This is a genomic window from Micromonospora sp. WMMD730 (genome assembly GCF_049178955.1).
GTDB lineage: Bacteria > Actinomycetota > Actinomycetes > Mycobacteriales > Micromonosporaceae > Micromonospora > Micromonospora wenchangensis.
In genome coordinates this window covers 2,671,286-2,690,681 of record NZ_JBMHML010000002.1, presented here as the reverse complement: position 1 = coordinate 2,690,681, position 19,396 = coordinate 2,671,286, and the positions used below count along the sequence as shown (strand labels likewise).

Sequence of the window (19,396 nt, the reverse complement as noted above, 5' to 3'; positions counted from 1 at the left end):
CGGCCCGGCTCAGGGGCGCACTGCCACCACCGGGTACGGATCGCGGGGCGGCACCGCGCAGCCGAGGGGGCCCGCCGACGCGGGCGGGCGGGTCAGGGGCGGCGGTTGCCGCTGCTCGCGCGGACGACGAGCTCCGGCTCGACCTGGGGGCGGGGGGTGCCCGCGCCGGTGCCGTCGAAGAGTTCCAGCAGGGCCGCCACGCACCGGCGGCCGACCTCGTCGAAGTCCTGCCGCACGGTGGTCAGCGGCGGGGAGAGGTACTCGGCCTCGGGGATGTCGTCGAAGCCGACGACGCTGACGTCCTCGGGAATCCGCGCGCCCCGCTGGTGCAGGGCGCGCAGCAGGCCGAGCGCCTGGTGGTCGTTGGCGCAGAACACCGCCGTCACGTCGGGGCGCTCCACCAGGGACTGCCCCAGCTCGTAGCCGGCCCGGGGGCTCCAGTCGCCGACGATGACCGGTGGGACGCGGCGACCCGCCTGCTCCAGGGTCTGCCGCCAGCCGTCGACCCGGTCCCGGGCCTCCAGCCAGTCCCGGGGCCCGGCGATGTGCCAGACCGTCTCGTGGCCGAGGTCGAGCAGGTGCCGCACCGCCAGCCGGGCCCCGGCCACCTGGTCCACGGAGATGCTGGGCAGTTCACCGCGCTCCCCGCTGGCCTCGACCACCACCGCGGGCACCCCGGTGGGCAGGCCGTGCACGGCGACCGACGCCGTCATCATCGGGGTGATGACGACGACGCCGGCCACCGACTGCTCGGTCAGCGCGTCGATGGCCGAGCGCATCCCGCTACGGTCCAGCCGCTCCAGGGTGACGATGCTGATGCCGTACCCGGCGGCGCGGGCCGCCCGTTCGATGCCCAGCAGGGTGGCCGCCGGCCCGAACAGGATGGTGTCGAAGCTGACCACGCCGATGACCCGGGAACGGCGGCCGGCCAACCCCCGGGCCAGGGCGTTGGGCCGGTAGTTGAGCTGGTGCACGGCACGCAGCACCCGTTCCCGGGTCTCCGGCCGAACGCTCGGGTGGTTGTTGAGCACCCGGGACACGGTCTGGTGCGACACCCCGGCGAGTTGCGCGACGTCGCTCATCACCGCGGCGCGTTCGGGCCGCTGCTGGCCCATGGCGGGTCAGAAACCCCGGGCCAGGCGGTAGTAGGCCTGGTTCCAGCGCAGCTCGTCGGCGAACCGGCGGGGGGTCGTGTCGGCGTCGATGACGACCAGCTCGGTGCTGACCATCTCGGCGAGGTCGTGCAGCTCCTCGACGCCGACGGCCTGGGACAGCACCGTGTGGTGCGGGGCGCCGGCGGTGAGCCATGCCTCCGCCGACCCGGCCAGGTCCGGCCGGGGCCGCCACACCGCGCGGGCGACCGGCAGCTTCGGCAGCGGGTACGGCGGCGCGACCACGTCGATCTCGTTGGCGACCAGCCGGAACCGCTCCCCCATGTCGGCCAGGCCGAGCACCACGGCCGGGCCGGGCTGGGCGTCGAAGACCAACCGGACCGGGTCCTCCCGGCCGCCGATGCCCAGCGGGTGGATCTCGACGTTCGGGGTGGCCGCCGCGATGGTCGGGCAGACCTCCAGCATGTGCGCCCCGAGCACCAGTTCCCGGCCGGGGGTGAGGTCGTAGGTGTAGTCCTCCATGAACGAGGTGCCGCCGGTGGTGCCGACGGACATCGACTTGAGCGTGCGCACCAGCACCGAGGTCTTCCAGTCGCCCTCGCCGCCGAAGCCGTACCCGTCGGCCATCAACCGCTGCACCGCGAGGCCGGGCAGCTGCCGCAGCCCGCCGAGGTCCTCGAAGTTGGTGGTGAAGGCGCGGAAGCCACCGGCGTCGAGGAAGTCGCGCAGCCCCGCCTCGATCCGGGCGGCGTAGCGCAGCGAGTCGTGCCGGTCGCCACCGGGGCGCAGCGCGTCGACCAGCCGGTAGCTGCCGTCGTACTCCTTGACCAGGTCGTCGATGCGGGCGTCGGCGACCGCGTCGACGGCCTCGACCAGGTCGTTGACCCCGTAGGTGTTCACCGAGACGCCGAAGCGCAGCTCGGCCTCGACCTTGTCACCCTCGGTGACGGCCACGTCGCGCATGTTGTCGCCGAAGCGGGCCAGCCGCAGCGAGCGCATCTCGGCGTGCCCGATCGCGGCCCGGGTCCACGCGCCGATCCGGGCGGCGACCCGGGGGTCGCTGACGTGCCCGGCGACGGTCTTGCGGGCGACACCGAGCCGGGTCTGGACGTACCCGAACTCCCGGTCGCCGTGGGCGGCCTGGTTGAGGTTCATGAAGTCCATGTCGATCTCGGACCAGGGCAGTTCCACGTTGGCCTGGGTGTGCAGGTGCAGCAGCGGGGTGCGCAGCGCGTCCAACCCGGAGATCCACATCTTGGCCGGGGAGAACGTGTGCATCCAGGCGATCACCCCGACCGCGCCCTGTACGGCGGCGTCGCGGCAGACGGCGAGGATCTCGGCGCTGGAGGTCAGCACCGGCTTCCAGACCACCCGGGCCGGGACGGCCGGGTCGGCGTCGAGTCGTTCGGCGATCCGCCGGGACTGCTCGGCCACCTGGCGCAGGGTCTCCGGGCCGTACAGGCCCTGGCTGCCGGTGAGGAACCAGACCTCGGCGACCGGGGATGGGTTGGTCATGGGCGTTGCCTTCCGGTGGGGCTGGCGAGGGTTACTTGGTGCGGATGCCGACGAGGCGTTGGAGCAGGATGAACACGAACAGCAGGCCACCAATGACGATCTTGGTCCACCACGAGTTGAGGGTGCCGTCGAAGGTGATCAACGTCTGGATGATGCTGAGCACCAGCACCCCGAGCAGGGTGCCGAAGATGTAGCCGGACCCGCCGGTGAGCAGGGTGCCGCCGATGACGACCGCCGCGATCACGTCCAGCTCCATGCCCACCGCGATGAGCGGGGCACCCGACAGGGTGTAGAAGGACAGCAGGATGCCGCCGATCGCCGAGCAGAGCCCGCTGATCGTGTAGACCGCGATCTTCGTACGGCCTACCGGCAGGCCCATCAGCAGCGCGGACTGCTGGTTGCCGCCGATGGCGTACACGTTGCGGCCCAGCCGGGTGTACGCCAGCACGGCCGCCGCCACGGCCACCACCGCGACGGCGATCAGCGCGCCTACCGAGACGAAGTTCTCGCCGAGGTGGATGCGGTGCTGGGCGGTGCTGGTCCAGAAGCCGTCGGTGATCGGGATCGAGGTGGTGCTGATCCAGGTGCACACACCCCGGGCGAAGAACATCCCGGCGAGGGTGACGATGAAGGGTTGGATGTCGAAGAAATGGATCACGCAGCCCATCGCGAAGCCGAGGATCGGGCCGATCAGCAGTGCGATCACCAGCACCACGGCGGGGTGCAGCCCGTTGCCCAGCAACGAGGCCGACACCATCGCGGTCATCGCCACCACCGACCCGACCGACAGGTCGATGCCGCCGGTGAGGATCACGAAGGTCATCCCGACCGCGACGACCAGCAGGAAGCCGTTGTCGATGAAGACGTTGAAGACGACCTGGATGTTGGAGAACGCCTGGTACTGCGAAACACCGATGGAGTACATCACCAGCAGCAGGGCTGCGGTGGCGAGCACCGGTACGTGCCGGGGTGGCACCCGCCACCAGGCACGCCCCGGGCGGGCGGCCAACGGGGTCGTGGTCATGCCGGAACCTGCTCCTTCTCTGTGCCGACCGGCTCCACCGGCGTGACCGGGACGCTGCGCCGACGGCGGAACCGCGCCCGGAAGGCCGGGGCCTGGATGAGACAGACCACGATCACCACGACCGCCTTGAACAGCAGGGACGTCTGCGGGTCGATGTTCATGGCGTAGACCGAGGTGGTCAGGGTCTGGATGAGCAGCGCGCCGACCACGGTGCCACCGAGGTAGAACCGGCCGCCGGCCAGCGCGGTGCCGCCGATGACCACGGCCAGGATGGCGTCCAGCTCGACCCAGAGGCCGACCGCGTTGCCGTCGGCGCTGGAGACGTTGGCCGTCATCATGAACCCGGCGATGGCGGCGCAGGCGGCGCTCACCACGTACACCAGGAAGGTGATCCGGCGGGAGCGGATGCCGGCCAGCCGGCTGGCCTCGGCGTTCCCGCCGACCGACTCGATGATCATGCCGAGCGCGGTACGTCGGGTCAGCACCGCCACCAGCACGGTCACCGCGAGGGCGATGACGATGGCGAACGGCAGGGTCAGCACGTGCCCCACCCCGATCACCTTGTACGGCCCGCTGTTGATGGTGATGATCTGCCCCTCGGCGATCAGCTGGGCGAGCCCCCGGCCGGCCACCATCAGGATCAGCGTGGCGATGATCGGTTGGATGCCGATCCCGGCGACCAGGATGCCGTTCCAGGCCCCGAGCACCAGGGCGACGCCGAAGCCGAGGGCCACCGCGGTGAGCACCACGCCCAGGCTGTTCTGGTCGGGCTGCTCGCTGATGTAGAGGCAGGCGACCGCGCCGGCGACCGCCGCCACCGCGCCCACCGACAGGTCGATGCCGCCGGTGGCGATCACCAGGGACATGCCCAGGGCGACCAGGATCAGCGGGGCGCTGAGCCGGACGATGTCGATCAGGCTGCCGTAGAGGTGGCCGTTCTTCAGCTCGACCGACAGGAAGCTCGGCCGGTAGACGGCGTTCGCCACCAGCAGCAGCACCAGCACCACGAGCGGCCAGAACAGCCGGTGACCGGTGATGCCCGCAGCGCGGGCCCGTACGGTGCTCATGCCGGTACCGACCCTTCCGGGGAACTGCCGCTGGCGATGACCTGCATGACGCGGGCGGCATCGAGGGTGTCGTCGTTGGTGATCTCGGTGACCAGCTGCCGGTCCCGCATGACGGCGACCTTGTGGCTCAGCCGCAGCACCTCCTCCAGTTCGGCGGAGATGAACAGCACCGCCATCCCACCGTCGGAGAGCTGCGCGACCAGGCGCTGGATCTCGGTCTTGGCACCGATGTCGATGCCCCGGGTCGGTTCGTCGAGGATCAGCAGCCGGGGTTCGGTGATCAGCCACCGGGCCAGCAGCACCTTCTGCTGGTTGCCGCCGGACAGGTTGCGCACCGGCATCTCCGGATCGGCCGGCCGGATGCTCAACGCCTTGATCCAGTGCTGGACCAGCTCGTCCTGCCGTCGACGCGGCAACGGCCGCAGCCAGCCCCGGGCCGCCTGCATGGCGAGGATGATGTTCTCCCGCACCGACAGCTCGCCGACCAGTCCCTCGGTGCGGCGGTTCTCGGAGCAGAACGCGATGTCCCGGTCGATGGCGGCCACCGGGTTGCGGATCGTCACCGGGGTGCCGTCCACGCAGAGCCGGCCGGCGTCGGCGCGGTCCGCGCCGAAGAACAACCGGGCCACCTCGGTACGTCCCGAGCCGAGCAGACCGGCCAGGCCGACCACCTCGCCCTGGTGGATGGTGAGGCTGAACGGCGCGACGGAACCGGACCGGCCGAGCCCGTCGGCCGCCACCAGCGGGGTGCCCGACTCCAGGGCCGCCCGGTCCTCGCCGCTGGTCGCCTCGTCGAGGCGTTCCAGGGCGTCCAGCTCCTTGCCGATCATCTTCTCCACCAGCGCGATCTGGGGCAGTTCGCTGGTCAGGTACTCGCCGACGAGCCGGCCGTTGCGCAGCACGGTGATCCGGTCGGCGATGGCGTAGACCTGGTCGAGGAAGTGGGTGACGAAGATGATCGCGATGCCGTCGTCGCGCAGCTGCCGCATGATCCGCATCAGCTGGGCCACCTCGTCGGCGTCCAGGCTGGAGGTCGGCTCGTCGAGGATCAGCACCCGGGCCCGGATGTCGACGGCGCGGGCGATGGCGACCATCTGCTGCACGGCCAGCGAGTAGTTGCCGAGCAGTTCGGTGACGTCGATGTCCAGGTCGATGCGGGCGAGCAGGTCCTTGGCCCCGCGGCGCATCTCGCGCCAGTTGACCGCGCCGAAGCGGCGCGGCTCCCGGCCGATGTAGATGTTCTCGGCGACCGACAGGTTCGGCAGGAGGTTGACCTCCTGGTAGACGGTGCTCACCCCGGCGGCGGTGGCCTGCATCGGGCCGGAGAAGGAGACCTGTGCGCCGTCGAGGGTGATGGTGCCGGAATCGGTGCCGTAGACGCCGGTCAGCACTTTGATGAGGGTTGACTTCCCGGCGCCGTTCTCGCCCATCAGGGCGTGCACCTCACCGGGAAAGAGCCGCAGGTCGACGCCGTCGAGGGCGCGGACCCCGGGGAAGATCTTGCTGATCGCGGTCATCGTCAGGACCGGATGCCTCTCCGACATCCCACCGAACCTTTCGTCGGAAGCGGAGGCCGCCGCGCCGAACGCGGCGGCCTCCGGTCGGATCAGTACTTCCGGTTGGGCAGGGCCGCCTTGGCCTGCTCCTGGGTGAAGGTGGTCTCCTCGGTCTCGACCCGGGCGGGGACCTCCTCGCCGGCCTTGACCTTCTTGGCCAGGTCCATCAGCTGCGGGCCGAGCAGCGGGCTGCACTCCGCGATGAAGTTGAACTTGCCGTCGGCAAGCGCCTGCATGCCGTCCTTGACCGCGTCGATGGTGATGATGGTGATGTCCTTGCCGGGCGTCTTGCCCGCCGCGGTGATCGCCTCCAGCGCGCCCAGGCCCATGTCGTCGTTGTGCGCGAAGAGCACGTCGATCTTCGGGTTGGCCTTGAGGAACTGCTCCATGACCTGCTTGCCGCCGGCCCGGGTGAAGTCACCGCTCTGCGAGGCGACGACCTTCAGGTTGGGGTTGGCGGCGATCGCCTCGGCGAAGCCCTTCTTGCGGTCGTTGGCCGGCGCCGAACCGGTGGTGCCCTGCAGCTCGACGATGTTCACCGGACCGGCCGCGGACGCCTTCTCCTTGACCAGCCACTCGCCCGCGAGCTTGCCCTCCTTGACGAAGTCCGAGCCGATGAAGGTCTTGTAGAGGCTCTTGTCGGCCGAGTCCACGGCCCGGTCGGTCAGGATCACCGGGATCTTGGCGTCCTTGGCCTCCTTGAGCACGGTGTCCCAACCCGACTCCACCACCGGCGAGAAGGCGATCACGTCGACCTTCTGCTGGATGAAGTTGCGGATCGCCTTGATCTGGTTCTCCTGCTTGCCCTGCGCGTCGTCGAACTTCAGCTCGTAGCCGGCCTCGGCGGCCGACTCCTTGATGGAGTTGGTGTTCGCCGTGCGCCAGCCGCTCTCCGCACCGACCTGCGAGAAGCCGATGACGAGCTTGCCGTTGCCGCTGCCGCCGCTGCTCTTGTCGTCACCGCCGGTGTCGCTGTTGCCACAGCCGGCGAGTCCGCCGGCCAGCAGGCCGACGGCGAGCATCGCGCCGAGGCCGCGCCGGGTGAGGGTAATACCGGTCTTCGCCATGTGAAGACTCCTTGTACGGGGATGAGGTGGGGGATGGTGCGTGCGCGGAAGGACCGGCCGGCACGGCACGCCGGACGGACCGGACCTTCCAGGGGTGGTGCATCGGGTTGCGGTGGATCGACCGGTCCGCCGGGGCGGACCGGTGGCGAGGACGGGCGGTCGGGCGTTACGGCCCCGACTGCCCGTAGACGTTCTGGTAGCGGTCGTAGAGGGAGTCGATGTCGGCCTGGGCCATCGGCACCGGGGTGCCGAGCGTCCGGGCCAGGTGGGCGGTGCGGGCCACGTCCTCGCACATCACGGCGGCCTTCACCGCCGCGCGGGCGTCCCGGCCGATGGTGAACACGCCGTGGTTGCGCATCAGCACCGCCGGTGAGCGGTGCCCGGACAGGGTCGCCACGATGCCCTTGCCGATGTCGTCCCCGCCGATGAGCGCGAACGGACCGACCGGGATCTCGCCGCCGAACTCGTCGGCCTGGGCGGTGAGGTTGCACGGGATCGCCTCGCCGCAGGCGGCCCAGGCGGTGGCGTACCCGCTGTGGGTGTGCACCACGCCGCCGACCTCGGGCATCGCCCGGTAGACGTAGGCGTGGGCGGCGGTGTCGCTGGACGGCGAGAGGTCGCCGTCGACCACGACACCGTCGAGGTCACAGACGATCATGTTGTCGGGCCGCAGGTCGTCGTAGGACACCCCGCTCGGCTTGATCACCATCAGCTCCCGGCCGGGCACCCGGGCCGAGACGTTGCCGGCCGTCCAGGCCACCAGGTTGTAGCGCACCAGCTCGCCGTGCAGGGTGGCCACCTGCTCGCGCAGCCGGGCCACCTCGGCGTCGAGGTCGAGGGTCATGCCGGCACCTCCAGGGGGTCGGTGGTCGGTTCGGCGGCGGGCGCGACGGCCGGACGGCGGGCGGCGTTGCGGATCGCCCGCAGCCGCAGCAGCACGTCGTCGCCGCCCCGGCCGAAGTGGTCGTGCAACCGGCGGTACTCGGCGTAGAGGGCGTCGTAGGCGTCGGCGCGCTCCGGGTCGGGCCGGTAGACCTCGCGGTCGACCCGGCCCATCGCCGCCGAGGCGGTCGGCACGTCGGGGTACGCGCCGGCCGCGACCGCCGCGTGGATCGCCGAGCCCAGGGCCGGGCCCTGCGCCGAGCCGATGATGCCCAGCGGACGCCGGGTCACGTCGGCGTAGATCTGCATCAGCAGGCTGTTGCCGGTCAGCCCACCGGCCACGATCAGCTCGTCGACCGGGACGCCCGCCTCGGCGAACGCCTCGATGATCATGCGGGTGCCGAACGCGGTGGACTCCAGCAGCGCGCGGTAGACGTCCGGCGGCCGGGTGGCCAGGGTCAGCCCGACGAGCACCCCGCTGAGGTCGTGGTTGACCAGCAGCGACCGGTTGCCGTTCCACCAGTCCAGGGCGACCAGGCCGTGCGCGCCGACCGGCTGGGCGGCGGCGGCCTCGGTCAGCGCCTCGTGGGAGTCGAAGCCGGCGGGGGCCGCGTGCTTGACGTACCAGCCGAAGATGTCGCCGACGCCGCTCTGGCCGGCCTCGTAGCCCCAGGAACCGGCGCTGATCCCGCCGTCGACCACGCCGCACATGCCGGCGACCTCGGCCCGCTCGGTACCGTTGACCACGTGGCAGGTGGAGGTGCCCATGATGGCGACCAGCCGGCCGGGGGTCAGCGCCTGCGCGGCGGCGGCGGTGACGTGGGCGTCGACGTTGCCGACGGCCACCGCGATCCCCTCCGGCAGCCCGGTCCAGGCGGCGGCCTGCGCGGTGAGGCCGCCGGCCCGCGTGCCGAGCTGCGCCAGCGGCCCGTCGATCTTGGCGACGAAGTCGGCGAAGCCCGGGTTCAGCGCGGACAGGTACGCCGGCGACGGGTAGTGGCCGTCCTGGAGCAGCCCCTTGTAGCCCGCGGTGCAGACGTTACGGGTCTCGACGCCGCACAGCTGCCAGACGATCCAGTCGGCGGCCTCGATCCAGCGCTCGGCGCGGGCGTAGATCTCCGGGTCCTCCTCCAGCAGCTGCAGCCCCTTGGCGTACTGCCACTCGGCGGAGATCTTGCCGCCGTAGCGGCCGATCCAGGACTCGCCCCGGGAGTGGGCCAGCGCGTTGATCCGGTCGGCCTGCGGCTGGGCGGCGTGGTGCTTCCACAGCTTCACCCAGGCGTGCGGCCGGGTACGCAGGTCGGGCAGCTCGCACAGCGGCGTGCCGTCGGCCAGGGTGGGCAGCACGGTGCAGGCGGTGAAGTCGATGCCGATGGCGACCACCTGGGCCGGGTCGACGCCGCTCTCGGCGAGCGCGGCGGGCACCGCCCGGCGCAGCACCTCGCGGTAGTCGTCCGGGTCCTGCAGCGCCCAGTCGGCCGGCAGGGGCTGGCCGTCGGCGGCGAGCGTCGTCTCCATCACCGCGTGGCGGTACTCGTGCACCGCCGTGCCCAGCTCGGCGCCGTCGCCGACCCGCACCACCAGCGCCCGACCCGACAGCGTGCCGTAGTCGACGCCGACGACGTACCGGTCCTGCGGCTTCGCGCCTGCATCCATGCCGTTCTCCGTTCAATCGTTGGGGGCAAGTGTTAGCGCTCACATGGAATCCGTCAAGGCGCATCCATGTAACACTGCCGTAACCATCCTGAGCGGCCCCGGCACGGCATCCACGATCACCGCTCCGACCAGCCATCGAACAGCCGACATGCGCCGAACAGGTGAGCGGTCACATCCGTTCGGTCGGGCCGACCCTTGACACGCCCGCGCGGGCGGTTCCAAACTTCGTGGCGACCGCGCGGCGGGCCCGGAGCCGGGCCGGACGGGCGGCGACCGGTCCACCGGCGTCGTCGCGTCCACCTGCCGTGCCCGCGCGACGGACCACGGCCCTCGTCCGCCCGAGACGGACCACACGGCCTTCGCCGCCACCCGCAGGAGGCCGTATGAGGATCGTCGACGCCCGGGTCATCGTGACCTGTCCGGGCCGCAACTTCGTCACCCTGAAGATCGTCACCGACGAGGGGGTCACCGGCGTCGGGGACGCCACCCTCAACGGCCGGGAACTCGCCGTCGCGTCCTACCTGCGCGACCACGTCGTGCCGCTGCTGATCGGGCGCGACCCGGCCCGGATCGAGGACACCTGGCAGTACCTCTACCAGGGGGCCTACTGGCGGCGCGGACCGGTGACGATGAGCGCGATCGCCGCCGTGGACACCGCGCTGTGGGACATCAAGGGCAAGGTCGCCGGCCTGCCGGTCTACCAGCTGCTCGGCGGCCGCTCCCGCGACGGGGTCACCGTCTACGGGCACGCCAACGGCGAGACCGTAGAGGACGTGCTGGTCGAGGTCGCCCGCTACGTCGACCTCGGCTACCGGGCGATCCGGGTGCAGTGCGGTGTGCCGGGCCTGCCGAAGACCTACGGGGTCAGCGCCGACAAGCTGTTCTACGAGCCGGCCGACGCGGCCCTGCCCAGCGAGGCCACCTGGTCCACCGCGCGGTACCTGGCGCACGTCCCGACGGTCTTCGCCCGGGTACGCGACGAGTTCGGCCCCACCCTGCGGCTGCTGCACGACGTGCACCACCGGCTCAGCCCGATCGAGGCCGCCCGGCTCGGCAGGAGCCTGGAGCCGTACGCGCTGACCTGGATGGAGGACCCGGTCCCCGCCGAGCTGCCGGAGGGGTTCCGGCTGATCCGGCAGCACACCACCACCCCGGTCGCCGTCGGCGAGGTGTTCAACACCATCTGGGACGCCGCCCAGCTCATCCGGGAACAGCTCATCGACTACATCCGCACCACGGTGGTGCACGCCGGGGGCATCACCCACCTGCGGCGCATCTTCGACCTGGCGGCGCTGCACCACGTACGCAGCGGCTCGCACGGGGCCACCGACCTCTCCCCGGTCTGCATGGCCGCCGCCCTCCACGTCGACCTGGCCATCCCCAACTTCGGCCTGCAGGAGTACATGCGGCACACCGACGCCACCGACGAGGTCTTCCCGCACGGCTACCACTACGCCGACGGCTACCTGCACCCGGCGGAGACCCCCGGACTCGGGGTGGACATCGACGAAGAGGCGGCGGCCCGTTACCCGTACGCCCCGGCGTACCTGCCGGTCAACCGGCTGGAGGACGGCACCGTCCACCCCTGGTGACCGCAGGAACGACCGGACGTCTGGGCATCCGACCCGCCGGGGTCTACCGTACGTACACGGATGGACACTTTGGAGTGAGGACGGTGCCATGACGACAGCACGGACCGGCGCGGGCCGGCTCCTCGCCACGACCGTCGCGATGGCGGTCGGTGTGACCGGCGGCCTGTCCGCCGGGACGCCGGCGCGGGCCGGCTCGAACGGGCAACAGGTCTACTTCGACTGGGGTCCCGCCTGGGGCCGCGCCACCCTCGAGGGCACCAACAACAACGGACAGTACGTGACCTCCCCGTCGATCTACCTCGGTGCCACCGGCTACGGGGCGTTGAACGACTGGTGGTGGAAGGGGTGGGTCACGGTGCACTTCTACTACGCCGACGGGGCCAGCCGGGACAGCCGTACCTGCTGGGTACCGACCGAGCAGAGCGGTTCGGACTGGACCTCCTGCTTCTGACGGCCACCGCCGCCCCCCTCCGGCGGCAGGGGGCCCGGCCCACGCCCCTGCACCGCCAGCCACGTCGACGCCCCGGTCAGAAGAGGTGAACATGCGGATACCGACGAGAATCGGCAGGATCGCGGTCGGTGCGGCCGTCACGGTGGCCGCCGTGACAGCCGCCGCCCCGCCTGCGGTGGCCGGCTCCAACGGTCAGCAGATCGCGTTCAACTACAGCGGCCCGGCCTACGGGTTCGTCTACCTGGAGGGATACAACCAGTCAGGCGACTGGGTCTACTCCCCCTCGATCCCGCTCGACTCGTCCGGCTACGGCCAGCTCTACGGCTGGTGGTGGCGCGGGTTCGTGACCGTCAACTTCTACTACTCGAACGGGACCTGGGCCCGGGGCAGCACCTGCAACGTACCGATCGACCAGTGGGGCGACTGGACCTACTGCTGACCGACCACCCCACCGGACGGGCAGTCAGCGCAGCTCCTTGACCCGGATCAGGTTGCCGGCCGGGTCGCGGAAGGCGCAGTCGCGCACCCCGTACGGCTGGTCGATCGGCTCCTGGACGACCTCGGCGGCGCCGGCCTGCACCTTCTCGAAGGTGCCGTCGAGGTCGGGGGTGGCCAGCATCAGCCAGCCGTAGGTGCCCTTGGCCATCATCTCGGCGATGGTCCGGCGTTCCTCGTCGGTGACCCCGGGGTCGACCGCCGGCGGGGCCAGCAGGATCGACGTGCCGGGCTGGCCGGGTGGCCCGACGGTGATCCAGCGCATCCTCCCCCCGCCGACGTCGTTGCGGACCTCGAAGCCGAGGATGTCGCGGTAGAAGGCCAGCGAGGCGTCCGGGTCGTCGTGCGGCAGGACGCAGGTGTCGATGGTGAGATCCATGCCGCTCACGCTAGGTGATGACCGGGGCGGGTGCTTCTCGATTCCTGACCGGTCGGGTCACCTGTCTGGTCAGGCACGGCGGCAACTGCGCCGACCCCCGCGCCGCCAGCGCCCGGTAGCTGCTCGGCGGCATGCCGACCAGCTCGGCGAAGCGGGTGCTGAAGGTGCCCAGCGACGAGCAGCCGACCGCGAAGCAGACCTCGGTGACGCTGAGGTCGCCCCGGCGCAGCAGCGCCATCGCCCGCTCGATGCGCCTGGTCATCAGATAGGAGTACGGTGACTCGCCGTAGGCGCGGCGGAACTGCCGGCTCAGGTGACCCGCCGACATGTGCACGCCCCGGGCGAGCGCCTCGACGTCCAGCGGTCGGGCGTACTCCCGGTCGATCCGGTCCCGCACCCGGCGCAGCCGGGCCAGGTCACGTAGCTGCTGGTCGGGGGCGGATCGGCCGGTCATCCCGTGATCGTGCCAGGTTCCGCCGGCCGACGTCGACGCCACCCCGGGGCGGGTCGGGCGCGGGGGTCAGTGGATGCGGCGACCCCGGGCGTCGGGCACCCCGGACTTACGGAAGAAGTACGTGTTGACCTGGTCCCGCCACTCGGTCGCGCAGCGCAGCTGCTCGGCGAGACGCTCGGTGACCCGGTCGTGCACCGCCGGATCGATCATCCCGGCGAGCCGGGACCACCGGTCCCGCATCGCCACCACCTCCTCCACCCCCGCGAAGTGGGTGTCGTAGATGTGCTGGATGACCGTGCTACCGCTGTGCAGCACGTGGGAGTACGGCACGTGGTGGAAGAAGAGCAGCAGCTCGTCCGGGCACTGCTCCAGCGACTCGTACACCTGTGACCAGGGCGGCGGGTACTGGCCGGCGAACCCGGTGCCGGTCGCACAGGTCCGGTCCACCCCGACGCCGTCGCGGTCGGCGAAGTGGTAGGTGCCCCACCGGCTGTACTCGTAGCCGTCGACCCCCGGCCCGTAGTGGCCGGCCGGGTTCACCATGAAGCCGACGCCCAGCGGGGCGGTGTACCGCTCGTAGGTGCGCCACGAGTCGTCCAGCACGGCGTGCAGCGTCTCGCGGACCAGCGCCGGGTCACCGACCGTCGAGGCCGGGAAGGTCAGGTCGATCCACTCGTCGAGGAGCGCCACCGGGTCGAGCCGTGGGTCCCAGGCCAGCCGGCCGAAGGCGTACAGGTTGGCCTGGGCCAGTGGATGCCCGCACCAGAACGGGTCGTCGCCCACGTTGGCCACCGCCACCAGGTCGCCGCCCCGGTGCGGCCCCGGGCCGGGCACGTCGGCCAGCACGTCGGCGACGCTGCGCTCCGCCGGCCCCCACGGCCGGAACGCCAGCACCTCGTGCCACCAGGGGGCGAGGTAGCAGGCGTGCCACTGCTGGCCGGTGTACTCCTGGGTCACCTGCAACTCGACCGCCAGCCGGGTGGCCGGCATGGCGGCGATCACCGGCGAGACCGGCTCGCGGGGCTGGAAGTCGACCGGTCCGAACTTCACCTGGAGAACGACGTTCTCGGCGAACCGCCCGTCCAGCGGGGCGAAGTGGTCGTACGCGGCACGGGCCCGGTCGGTCGTCCGGTCCCGCCAGTCCCGCCGGTGGTCGTAGACGAACGCCCGCCAGTGCACCACTCCCCCGTGCGGGGCGAGCGCGCCGGCCAGCAGGTTCGCCCCGTCGGCGTGGTCACGGCCGTAGCTGAACGGGCCGGGCTGCCCCTCCGAGTCGGCCTTCACCACGTACCCGCCGAAGTCGGGGATGCGCGCGTAGACCCGGCGGGTGGTGCTCTCCCACCAGCCGCGCACCCCGTCGTCGAGCGGGTCGGCGGTGGACAGGCCGCCGAGGACGACGGGGGCGGCGAAGGTCACCGACAGGTGCACCCGGACGCCGTACGGACGCAGCAGGTCGGCGATCTCGGCCACGTCGTCGAGCCGGTCGGTGAGCAGCAGCGCCTCGGTGGGGCCGACGTTGACGTTGTTCACCGAGATCGCGTTGATCCCCATGGAGGCGAGCAACCGCCCGTACGCCCGCAGCCGGTCCCGGTCGCCGCGCGGCCGGCCGTCCCGCCAGAAGATCGACCCGCCGGCGTAGCCCCGCTCCACCTGCCCCATCACCGGGTGCACCGCCACGTTGTCCCAGTGGTCGAGCATCCGGCGGCGCAGCACCGGCCGGTGCACCCGCGTCGGCTGCTCCCCGGTGAAGGCGGCCTCGCCGAGGCGGACCAGGTGGAACAGCCCGTACAGCAGTCCGGCCGGGGCGTCGGCCAGCACGACCGTGACGCCGTCGGAGCGGGTCAGCAGGAAGCCCTCGTCGCCCGGCGACCCGCCGTCGGGGCCCGGGGCCGCCGTCGCGGCGGGCGGCACCGCCTCGGGCAGCGGTCCCGAGTCGCGCAGGGCGAGCACCAGGTCGACCGGCCCGGCGACGGTCCGCTGCACCCGCCCGCCGTGCCGTGCGCAGGCGCGGGCCACCTCGTCGTGCACCGTGTCGACGAGCGGACCGTCGCCGTGCACCAGCACCCGACGGGCACCGATCGCCCGGAACGCCTCCGGCGGCAGCCACGCCGGGTGCGGCGGCGGTTCCCCCGCTCCGGTGGCGGTGGCCGGGACGGTGCCGGTGGCCGGGGCGGTGGCGGGGCTGGTCATCGGGTGAAGTCCTTACGCACGAGGTCGGTCATCGGGGCGGCGACCCGCAGGTACGCCAGGACGAACGGCCCGGCCAGCAGCACCGGCAGCGCCTCGGAGACGAGCACGGTGAGCGCCCCGGCGGCGGCCAGCAGCAGGGCGGTGCCGACGGTGACGGTGGGCGTACGGACCAGGAAGTACAGCGCCAGCCGGAGCACGTCGCGGGTGCGGAAGGTGAACAGCGAGGCGATCACCAGCGCGTTGCCGCCGGCCAGGGTGAGCGCGCCCCCGATCGCGAGCAGCGGCACCGCCCAGCCGGTGGGGACGCCCGCGACGGACAGGTGGGCGAGGTTGACCGCGATGACCGTCAGCCAGAGCAGCAGCGGCACCCAGATCCGCAGCACCTGCCCGAGGTTGGCCCGGTAACCCTGCCGGAACCGGACGGCGGGCCGCAGGTCGGTCAGGTCGGGGCGTTGGTGGTGCAGGGCGTACAGGGCGGCGGAGACGGCCGGACCGACCGGGACCAGGCAGAGCGCCACCAGCGGCAGGTTGCTGGCGTCACGGCCCAGCAGGAGCACCGGGACCAGCCCGGGGAGGGTGGTGAGGACCAGCAGGAAACCGACGACGAGCACCGTGTACACCGCGGCGGCGGCCCGCGACAACGGGCCGTCGCCGACCTCCCGCCAGGTCTGCGCGCTCACGACCGCTCCTGCCGGTCGGCCGCCGGGGGGCCGCCGAGCAGCCGCGCCCCGTCCCACCACGGCGGGGTCTCGTCGCGGACCGCGGCCAACTCGACGAGGGTGACCTCGTGCCGGGCCAGGTCGAGGTCGAGGTCGACCCGGCCGGCGGTGATCGGCAGGGCACGGTGGGAGCGGGCCGGTTCGGCGGCCTCCCGCAGGGCGTCGAGCTGCCCCGGGCGGGGGGACCGGGGGCGGCCCATCTCGCTCCAGGCCGTCCAGGCGTTGCCGACGTCCTCGTTGACCGAGGAGCGGAGCAGGAAGGCCGAGGTGACCTCCCCGCCCGTCGTCGGGGCGGGGGCCACCGGGACCGACAGGGCCAGCCGATGCCGGTCGGGCACCGGGTGCAGGCCGGTCACGTCCACCGGGGCCCAGGCCAGGATGGCGACCCGGCCGTCGGGGTGCCGGGTGACCAGGTGGTCGACGCCCCGCGCGAGCACGTCGCCGCCGAGGCGGGCCAGGAACGCGTACAGGTGGTAGGTGGGTTTCTTGATCTGGCGGTGGGTGAGCAGGCCGAACCCGCCGTGGAACAGCGCGGTCGGCACCCCAACCTCCTCGAACACGTCGCTGAACGTCCAGTACGAGAAGGAGTCGACCAGGTCGCCGCCGGCCGCCAGCACCGGGGCGAGGTAGGCCGCGTGGAAGGCCGTGTCGTGGATCGGGTTGTCCGGCCGGTAGGAGGAGTTGAACTCGGTGATGTGCACCGGCAGGTCGGCCAGCGCGGTGCCGTACAGGTGCCGGCGCGGGGCGGCGAACTGTTCCAGCAGCGACGACGCCGGGGCCAGGGTCTGGTGGGTGCCGAACGGCACGTGCTGGGCGGGACCGGAGGTGTAGGCGTGCCGGCTGACGAAGTCGACAGGCACGTCGTGCGTGGTGACGAAGTCGGCGAAGGGCTCCCACCAGTCGTCCGCGCCGGGCGAGATGGCCGGACCGCCGACCTGCAGCCCGGCGTCGACCTCCTTGACCGCGTGCGCGGTCACCTCGTAGAGGCGGTGGTAGGCGTTGCGGTCGGCGTCCTGCCAGAAGTCGGGCAGGTTCGGCTCGTTCCACACCTCGATCGGCCAGCCGCGCACCTCGTCGAGGCCGTACCGGTCGACCAGGTGGGCCACCGTGGCGCGGACCAGGTCGCCCCACTCCCTGAAGCAGCGGGGCGGGGTGACGTTGCCCTGCCACCAGAACACCGTCTGCTCGCCGGAGGCCAGCCCCTCGGGCATGAAGCCCAGCTCCACGAACGGCCGGATGCCCAGGCCGAGGTAGGCGTCGACGACCTGGTCGACGTACGTGAAGGAGTGGTGCACCTGGCGTTCGCCGCCGTTGTGGTAGGGGCGGTGGACGCCGACGCCGTCACTGAGCAGGCCGTGCCCCCGGATGTGCCGGAATCCGATGTCCTGCTGGATGAGGGCCAGCGAGTCCTGGTAGTCGCGGCGCAGGGCCAACTCGAATCGTCCCGTGCCGACACACCGCCGCCAGGCGTCGGTGAGCTGCCCCACGGGTCGGGCGGGAACGGTGATCCGCATGGTGGTGTCCTCCGGTGCTCGCCGGTCCGGTGCCCGGCCCGGCCGGAACCCGTCTCGGGTTCCGGCCGGGCCGGGTCGGTCAGCCGTTGTCCTTCTCGAACCGCTCGTGCGCCTTGTTGACCAGGCCGATGTACTGGTCGGCGTTCTTGGCCTTCAGTTCGCCGACGTAGGCGTCCCACTCGGTGAGGGGCCGCTGGCCGAGGATGAACTTCAGCGTGTTCTGCACGACGTGGTCCTTCAGCGGCGTCTCCCACAGCGACGCCTGTTCCCGCTCCTCGTCGGTGAGCGGGGCCGGCGGGTCCACCGGCAGCGGCGTGCGCGCGTTCATCACCTTCTGGAACTCCATCTCCTCCGGGGAGAAGAACGACTGCACCAGGTCGAGCTTGCCGCCGTAGGCGAACACCCCGTTGCCGAAGCCGAAGTCCTTCTGCAGGTGCTTGCTGCCCTTGGGGTTGAGCCCGATCATGTCGACGTCGGGGTTCAGGGTGTACTTGCCGGCGGCGTCCTTGCTGTAGGTGGTGCCCTCGACGCCCCACTTGGCGAACTCCTGGCCGGCGTCGGAGTAGTACAGCCAGTCGATGAACTGCATCATCGCCACGAAGTTCTTGCTGTCCCGGGCCTTCTTGGAGATCATGACGCCGTTCTCCAGCCGGCTGGCCGGGTTGATCTCGCCGGCCGGGCCGACCAGCATCGGGATCTTCGTCAGCTTGGCGTTCGGCAGGGTCTTGGCCAGGTCGGGGCGGTAGTCGTTGACCAGGGTCTGGGCGTTGCTACCGATGACGAAGGACTTGCCGTTGGCGAGCTTCTGCCGGGCCTGCTCATCGGTCTGGGTGAAGCTCTCCGGGTCGAGCAGCTTCTCCGCCACCAGCTTGTTGAGGTACACGATGACCTGCTTGTACTGCTCGGTGGCGCCGGTGTAGACGAACTTCTTCGCCGCCGGGTCCCAGGTGGCGGGGTTCCAGCTCCACCCGGTCCGCAGGCCGTGCGCGGCGCCGACGATGCTCAGCAGCTCCCCGCCCGGGTTCGGCTTGCTCCACCGGTCCGAGTACGGGTACGAGTCGGGGTAGCGCGCCTTCATCGCCTTGAGCACGGTGTACAGCTCGTCCCAGGTCTTGGGGATCGGGAGGTTGAGCTGCTGGAGGATGTCGGTGCGCACCGCGATCGAGTACTCCGCCCACGGCTTCTCGTGCAGGCCGGGGAGCAGGTAGAACTTGCCGTCGGACTGTCGCAGCGTGTCGAACTCCGGTTGGAGGTTCCACTTGGCGATCTTGTCCTTGAGGTTGGGCATCAGGTCCAGGTAGTCGCTCACCGGCAGGATCGCGCCGGAGGAGACGAAGGCGTTCTCCGACGGGTGGTACGTCTTCGGGATGATCAGCGGGGCGTCACCGGCGCCGATGAGCAGGCTGCGCTTCTGCTCGTAGTCGCTCAGCGGCACGGCCACCGGGGCGAGCTTGACGTTGGTCCGCTTGGTCAGCTCCGACCAGAACAGCCAGTCGTCCTTGAGCGGGTAGTTGGGGTGGTTGTTGTAGAGGATGGGGAAGGACAGCGGCTCGGTGGCCTTGAACTGCTTGTCGATCCCGTAGTCGGCCATCGCGCCGGCCCGGTTGCCGTCGAGGTCCTTGGCGTCCGGGGCGTCGTCGGAGCAGGCCCCGACGAGGGTGAGGGTGAGCAGCCCGGCAGCGGCTATCGCCACGCGGCGCCACGTCCTGTGGAACATGGCTCG

At 71.5% G+C, this 19,396-nt stretch carries 17 protein-coding genes; 3 read left to right on the top strand and 14 right to left on the bottom strand.

The genetic code is table 11. The features are described from left to right. Nucleotides 1-92: 92 nt before the first annotated feature. The 8 genes from ACN265_RS11675 to araB form a co-directional block, all read right to left on the bottom strand. Entirely contained in the window at nucleotides 93-1,115 is a 1,023-nt protein-coding gene (locus tag ACN265_RS11675) for a LacI family DNA-binding transcriptional regulator (protein ID WP_232376994.1), read from the bottom strand. A 6-nt stretch (nucleotides 1,116-1,121) separates the two neighbouring features. Continuing rightward, on the bottom strand, nucleotides 1,122-2,627 hold the full coding sequence (gene araA / locus ACN265_RS11670) for an L-arabinose isomerase (RefSeq protein ID WP_420117255.1): 1,506 nt from the start codon (nucleotides 2,625-2,627) through the stop codon (nucleotides 1,122-1,124). 31 nt (nucleotides 2,628-2,658) lie between these two features. Beyond that, nucleotides 2,659-3,651: a galactofuranose ABC transporter, permease protein YjfF gene (gene yjfF, locus ACN265_RS11665; RefSeq protein ID WP_357935509.1), complete on the bottom strand. Its 993-nt coding sequence runs from the start codon at nucleotides 3,649-3,651 to the stop codon at nucleotides 2,659-2,661. Beyond that, nucleotides 3,648-4,718, bottom strand: a complete 1,071-nt coding sequence (locus ACN265_RS11660) for an ABC transporter permease (RefSeq protein WP_377685321.1) — start codon at nucleotides 4,716-4,718, stop codon at nucleotides 3,648-3,650. Before ACN265_RS11660 ends, yjfF begins: the two co-directional genes overlap by 4 nt. Then, nucleotides 4,715-6,262: a sugar ABC transporter ATP-binding protein gene (locus ACN265_RS11655; protein ID WP_421407362.1), complete on the bottom strand. Its 1,548-nt coding sequence runs from the start codon at nucleotides 6,260-6,262 to the stop codon at nucleotides 4,715-4,717. The genes ACN265_RS11660 and ACN265_RS11655 overlap by 4 nt, the downstream gene beginning before the upstream one ends. A 62-nt stretch (nucleotides 6,263-6,324) precedes the next feature. Beyond that, nucleotides 6,325-7,341: an ABC transporter substrate-binding protein gene (locus ACN265_RS11650; RefSeq protein WP_377685245.1), complete on the bottom strand. Its 1,017-nt coding sequence runs from the start codon at nucleotides 7,339-7,341 to the stop codon at nucleotides 6,325-6,327. Between the two features lie 166 nt (nucleotides 7,342-7,507). Then, the gene (locus tag ACN265_RS11645; protein WP_088644181.1) at nucleotides 7,508-8,185 is read right to left on the bottom strand and encodes an L-ribulose-5-phosphate 4-epimerase; all 678 of its coding nucleotides are present in this window, start codon (nucleotides 8,183-8,185) and stop codon (nucleotides 7,508-7,510) included. Continuing rightward, a complete protein-coding gene (araB, locus tag ACN265_RS11640; RefSeq protein WP_204923075.1) occupies nucleotides 8,182-9,879 on the bottom strand; it encodes a ribulokinase in 1,698 nt (565 codons plus the stop codon). Before araB ends, ACN265_RS11645 begins: the two co-directional genes overlap by 4 nt. 383 nt (nucleotides 9,880-10,262) lie before the next feature. Here araB and manD point away from each other — a divergent pair, with 383 nt between their 5' ends. The 3 genes from manD (at nucleotide 10,263) to ACN265_RS11625 (ending at nucleotide 12,361) form a co-directional block, all read left to right on the top strand. Beyond that, nucleotides 10,263-11,471 (top strand): D-mannonate dehydratase ManD, encoded by a 1,209-nt coding sequence (gene manD, locus ACN265_RS11635; RefSeq protein WP_357935518.1) that lies wholly within the window; start codon nucleotides 10,263-10,265, stop codon nucleotides 11,469-11,471. A gap of 88 nt (nucleotides 11,472-11,559) precedes the next feature. Further along, nucleotides 11,560-11,922: a hypothetical protein gene (locus ACN265_RS11630; protein ID WP_420116025.1), complete on the top strand. Its 363-nt coding sequence runs from the start codon at nucleotides 11,560-11,562 to the stop codon at nucleotides 11,920-11,922. Nucleotides 11,923-12,073: 151 nt separating this feature from the next. Then, a complete protein-coding gene (locus ACN265_RS11625; RefSeq protein WP_204923077.1) occupies nucleotides 12,074-12,361 on the top strand; it encodes a hypothetical protein in 288 nt (95 codons plus the stop codon). 24 nt (nucleotides 12,362-12,385) lie between these two features. Here ACN265_RS11625 and ACN265_RS11620 read toward each other — a convergent pair whose 3' ends face one another. From ACN265_RS11620 to ACN265_RS11595, 6 genes are all read right to left on the bottom strand, one after another. Then, complete coding sequence (locus tag ACN265_RS11620) at nucleotides 12,386-12,796, bottom strand: VOC family protein (protein ID WP_420116027.1); 411 nt, start codon at nucleotides 12,794-12,796, stop codon at nucleotides 12,386-12,388. Nucleotides 12,797-12,806: 10 nt separating this feature from the next. Continuing rightward, nucleotides 12,807-13,250, bottom strand: a complete 444-nt coding sequence (locus tag ACN265_RS11615) for a helix-turn-helix transcriptional regulator (protein WP_420116028.1) — start codon at nucleotides 13,248-13,250, stop codon at nucleotides 12,807-12,809. 66 nt (nucleotides 13,251-13,316) lie between these two features. After that, a complete protein-coding gene (locus ACN265_RS11610) occupies nucleotides 13,317-15,440 on the bottom strand; it encodes an alpha-glucuronidase (protein ID WP_421407357.1) in 2,124 nt (707 codons plus the stop codon). Beyond that, complete coding sequence (locus tag ACN265_RS11605) at nucleotides 15,437-16,120, bottom strand: hypothetical protein (RefSeq protein ID WP_420116030.1); 684 nt, start codon at nucleotides 16,118-16,120, stop codon at nucleotides 15,437-15,439. Before ACN265_RS11605 ends, ACN265_RS11610 begins: the two co-directional genes overlap by 4 nt. After that, the gene (locus ACN265_RS11600) at nucleotides 16,117-17,673 is read right to left on the bottom strand and encodes a GH39 family glycosyl hydrolase (RefSeq protein ID WP_421407354.1); all 1,557 of its coding nucleotides are present in this window, start codon (nucleotides 17,671-17,673) and stop codon (nucleotides 16,117-16,119) included. The genes ACN265_RS11605 and ACN265_RS11600 overlap by 4 nt, the downstream gene beginning before the upstream one ends. Before the next feature lie 79 nt (nucleotides 17,674-17,752). Beyond that, nucleotides 17,753-19,366 carry an extracellular solute-binding protein gene (locus ACN265_RS11595; RefSeq protein ID WP_307826008.1) on the bottom strand — a complete coding sequence of 538 codons (1,614 nt, stop codon included), beginning with the start codon at nucleotides 19,364-19,366 and terminating at the stop codon, nucleotides 17,753-17,755. Between the last annotated feature and the right edge of the window lie 30 nt (nucleotides 19,367-19,396).

Excerpts from the sequence above, each read along its gene's own strand:
- ACN265_RS11675 (WP_232376994.1), bottom strand. The coding sequence starts at position 1,115 with ATGGGCCAGCAGCGGCCCGAACGCGCCGCGGTGATGAGCGACGTCGCG.
- araA (WP_420117255.1), bottom strand. The coding sequence starts at position 2,627 with ATGACCAACCCATCCCCGGTCGCCGAGGTCTGGTTCCTCACCGGCAGC.
- yjfF (WP_357935509.1), bottom strand. The coding sequence starts at position 3,651 with ATGACCACGACCCCGTTGGCCGCCCGCCCGGGGCGTGCCTGGTGGCGG.
- ACN265_RS11660 (WP_377685321.1), bottom strand. The coding sequence starts at position 4,718 with ATGAGCACCGTACGGGCCCGCGCTGCGGGCATCACCGGTCACCGGCTG.
- ACN265_RS11655 (WP_421407362.1), bottom strand. The coding sequence starts at position 6,262 with ATGTCGGAGAGGCATCCGGTCCTGACGATGACCGCGATCAGCAAGATC.
- ACN265_RS11650 (WP_377685245.1), bottom strand. The coding sequence starts at position 7,341 with ATGGCGAAGACCGGTATTACCCTCACCCGGCGCGGCCTCGGCGCGATG.
- ACN265_RS11645 (WP_088644181.1), bottom strand. The coding sequence starts at position 8,185 with ATGACCCTCGACCTCGACGCCGAGGTGGCCCGGCTGCGCGAGCAGGTG.
- araB (WP_204923075.1), bottom strand. The coding sequence starts at position 9,879 with ATGGATGCAGGCGCGAAGCCGCAGGACCGGTACGTCGTCGGCGTCGAC.
- manD (WP_357935518.1), top strand. The coding sequence starts at position 10,263 with ATGAGGATCGTCGACGCCCGGGTCATCGTGACCTGTCCGGGCCGCAAC.
- ACN265_RS11630 (WP_420116025.1), top strand. The coding sequence starts at position 11,560 with ATGACGACAGCACGGACCGGCGCGGGCCGGCTCCTCGCCACGACCGTC.
- ACN265_RS11620 (WP_420116027.1), bottom strand. The coding sequence starts at position 12,796 with ATGGATCTCACCATCGACACCTGCGTCCTGCCGCACGACGACCCGGAC.
- ACN265_RS11615 (WP_420116028.1), bottom strand. The coding sequence starts at position 13,250 with ATGACCGGCCGATCCGCCCCCGACCAGCAGCTACGTGACCTGGCCCGG.
- ACN265_RS11610 (WP_421407357.1), bottom strand. The coding sequence starts at position 15,440 with ATGACCAGCCCCGCCACCGCCCCGGCCACCGGCACCGTCCCGGCCACC.
- ACN265_RS11600 (WP_421407354.1), bottom strand. The coding sequence starts at position 17,673 with ATGCGGATCACCGTTCCCGCCCGACCCGTGGGGCAGCTCACCGACGCC.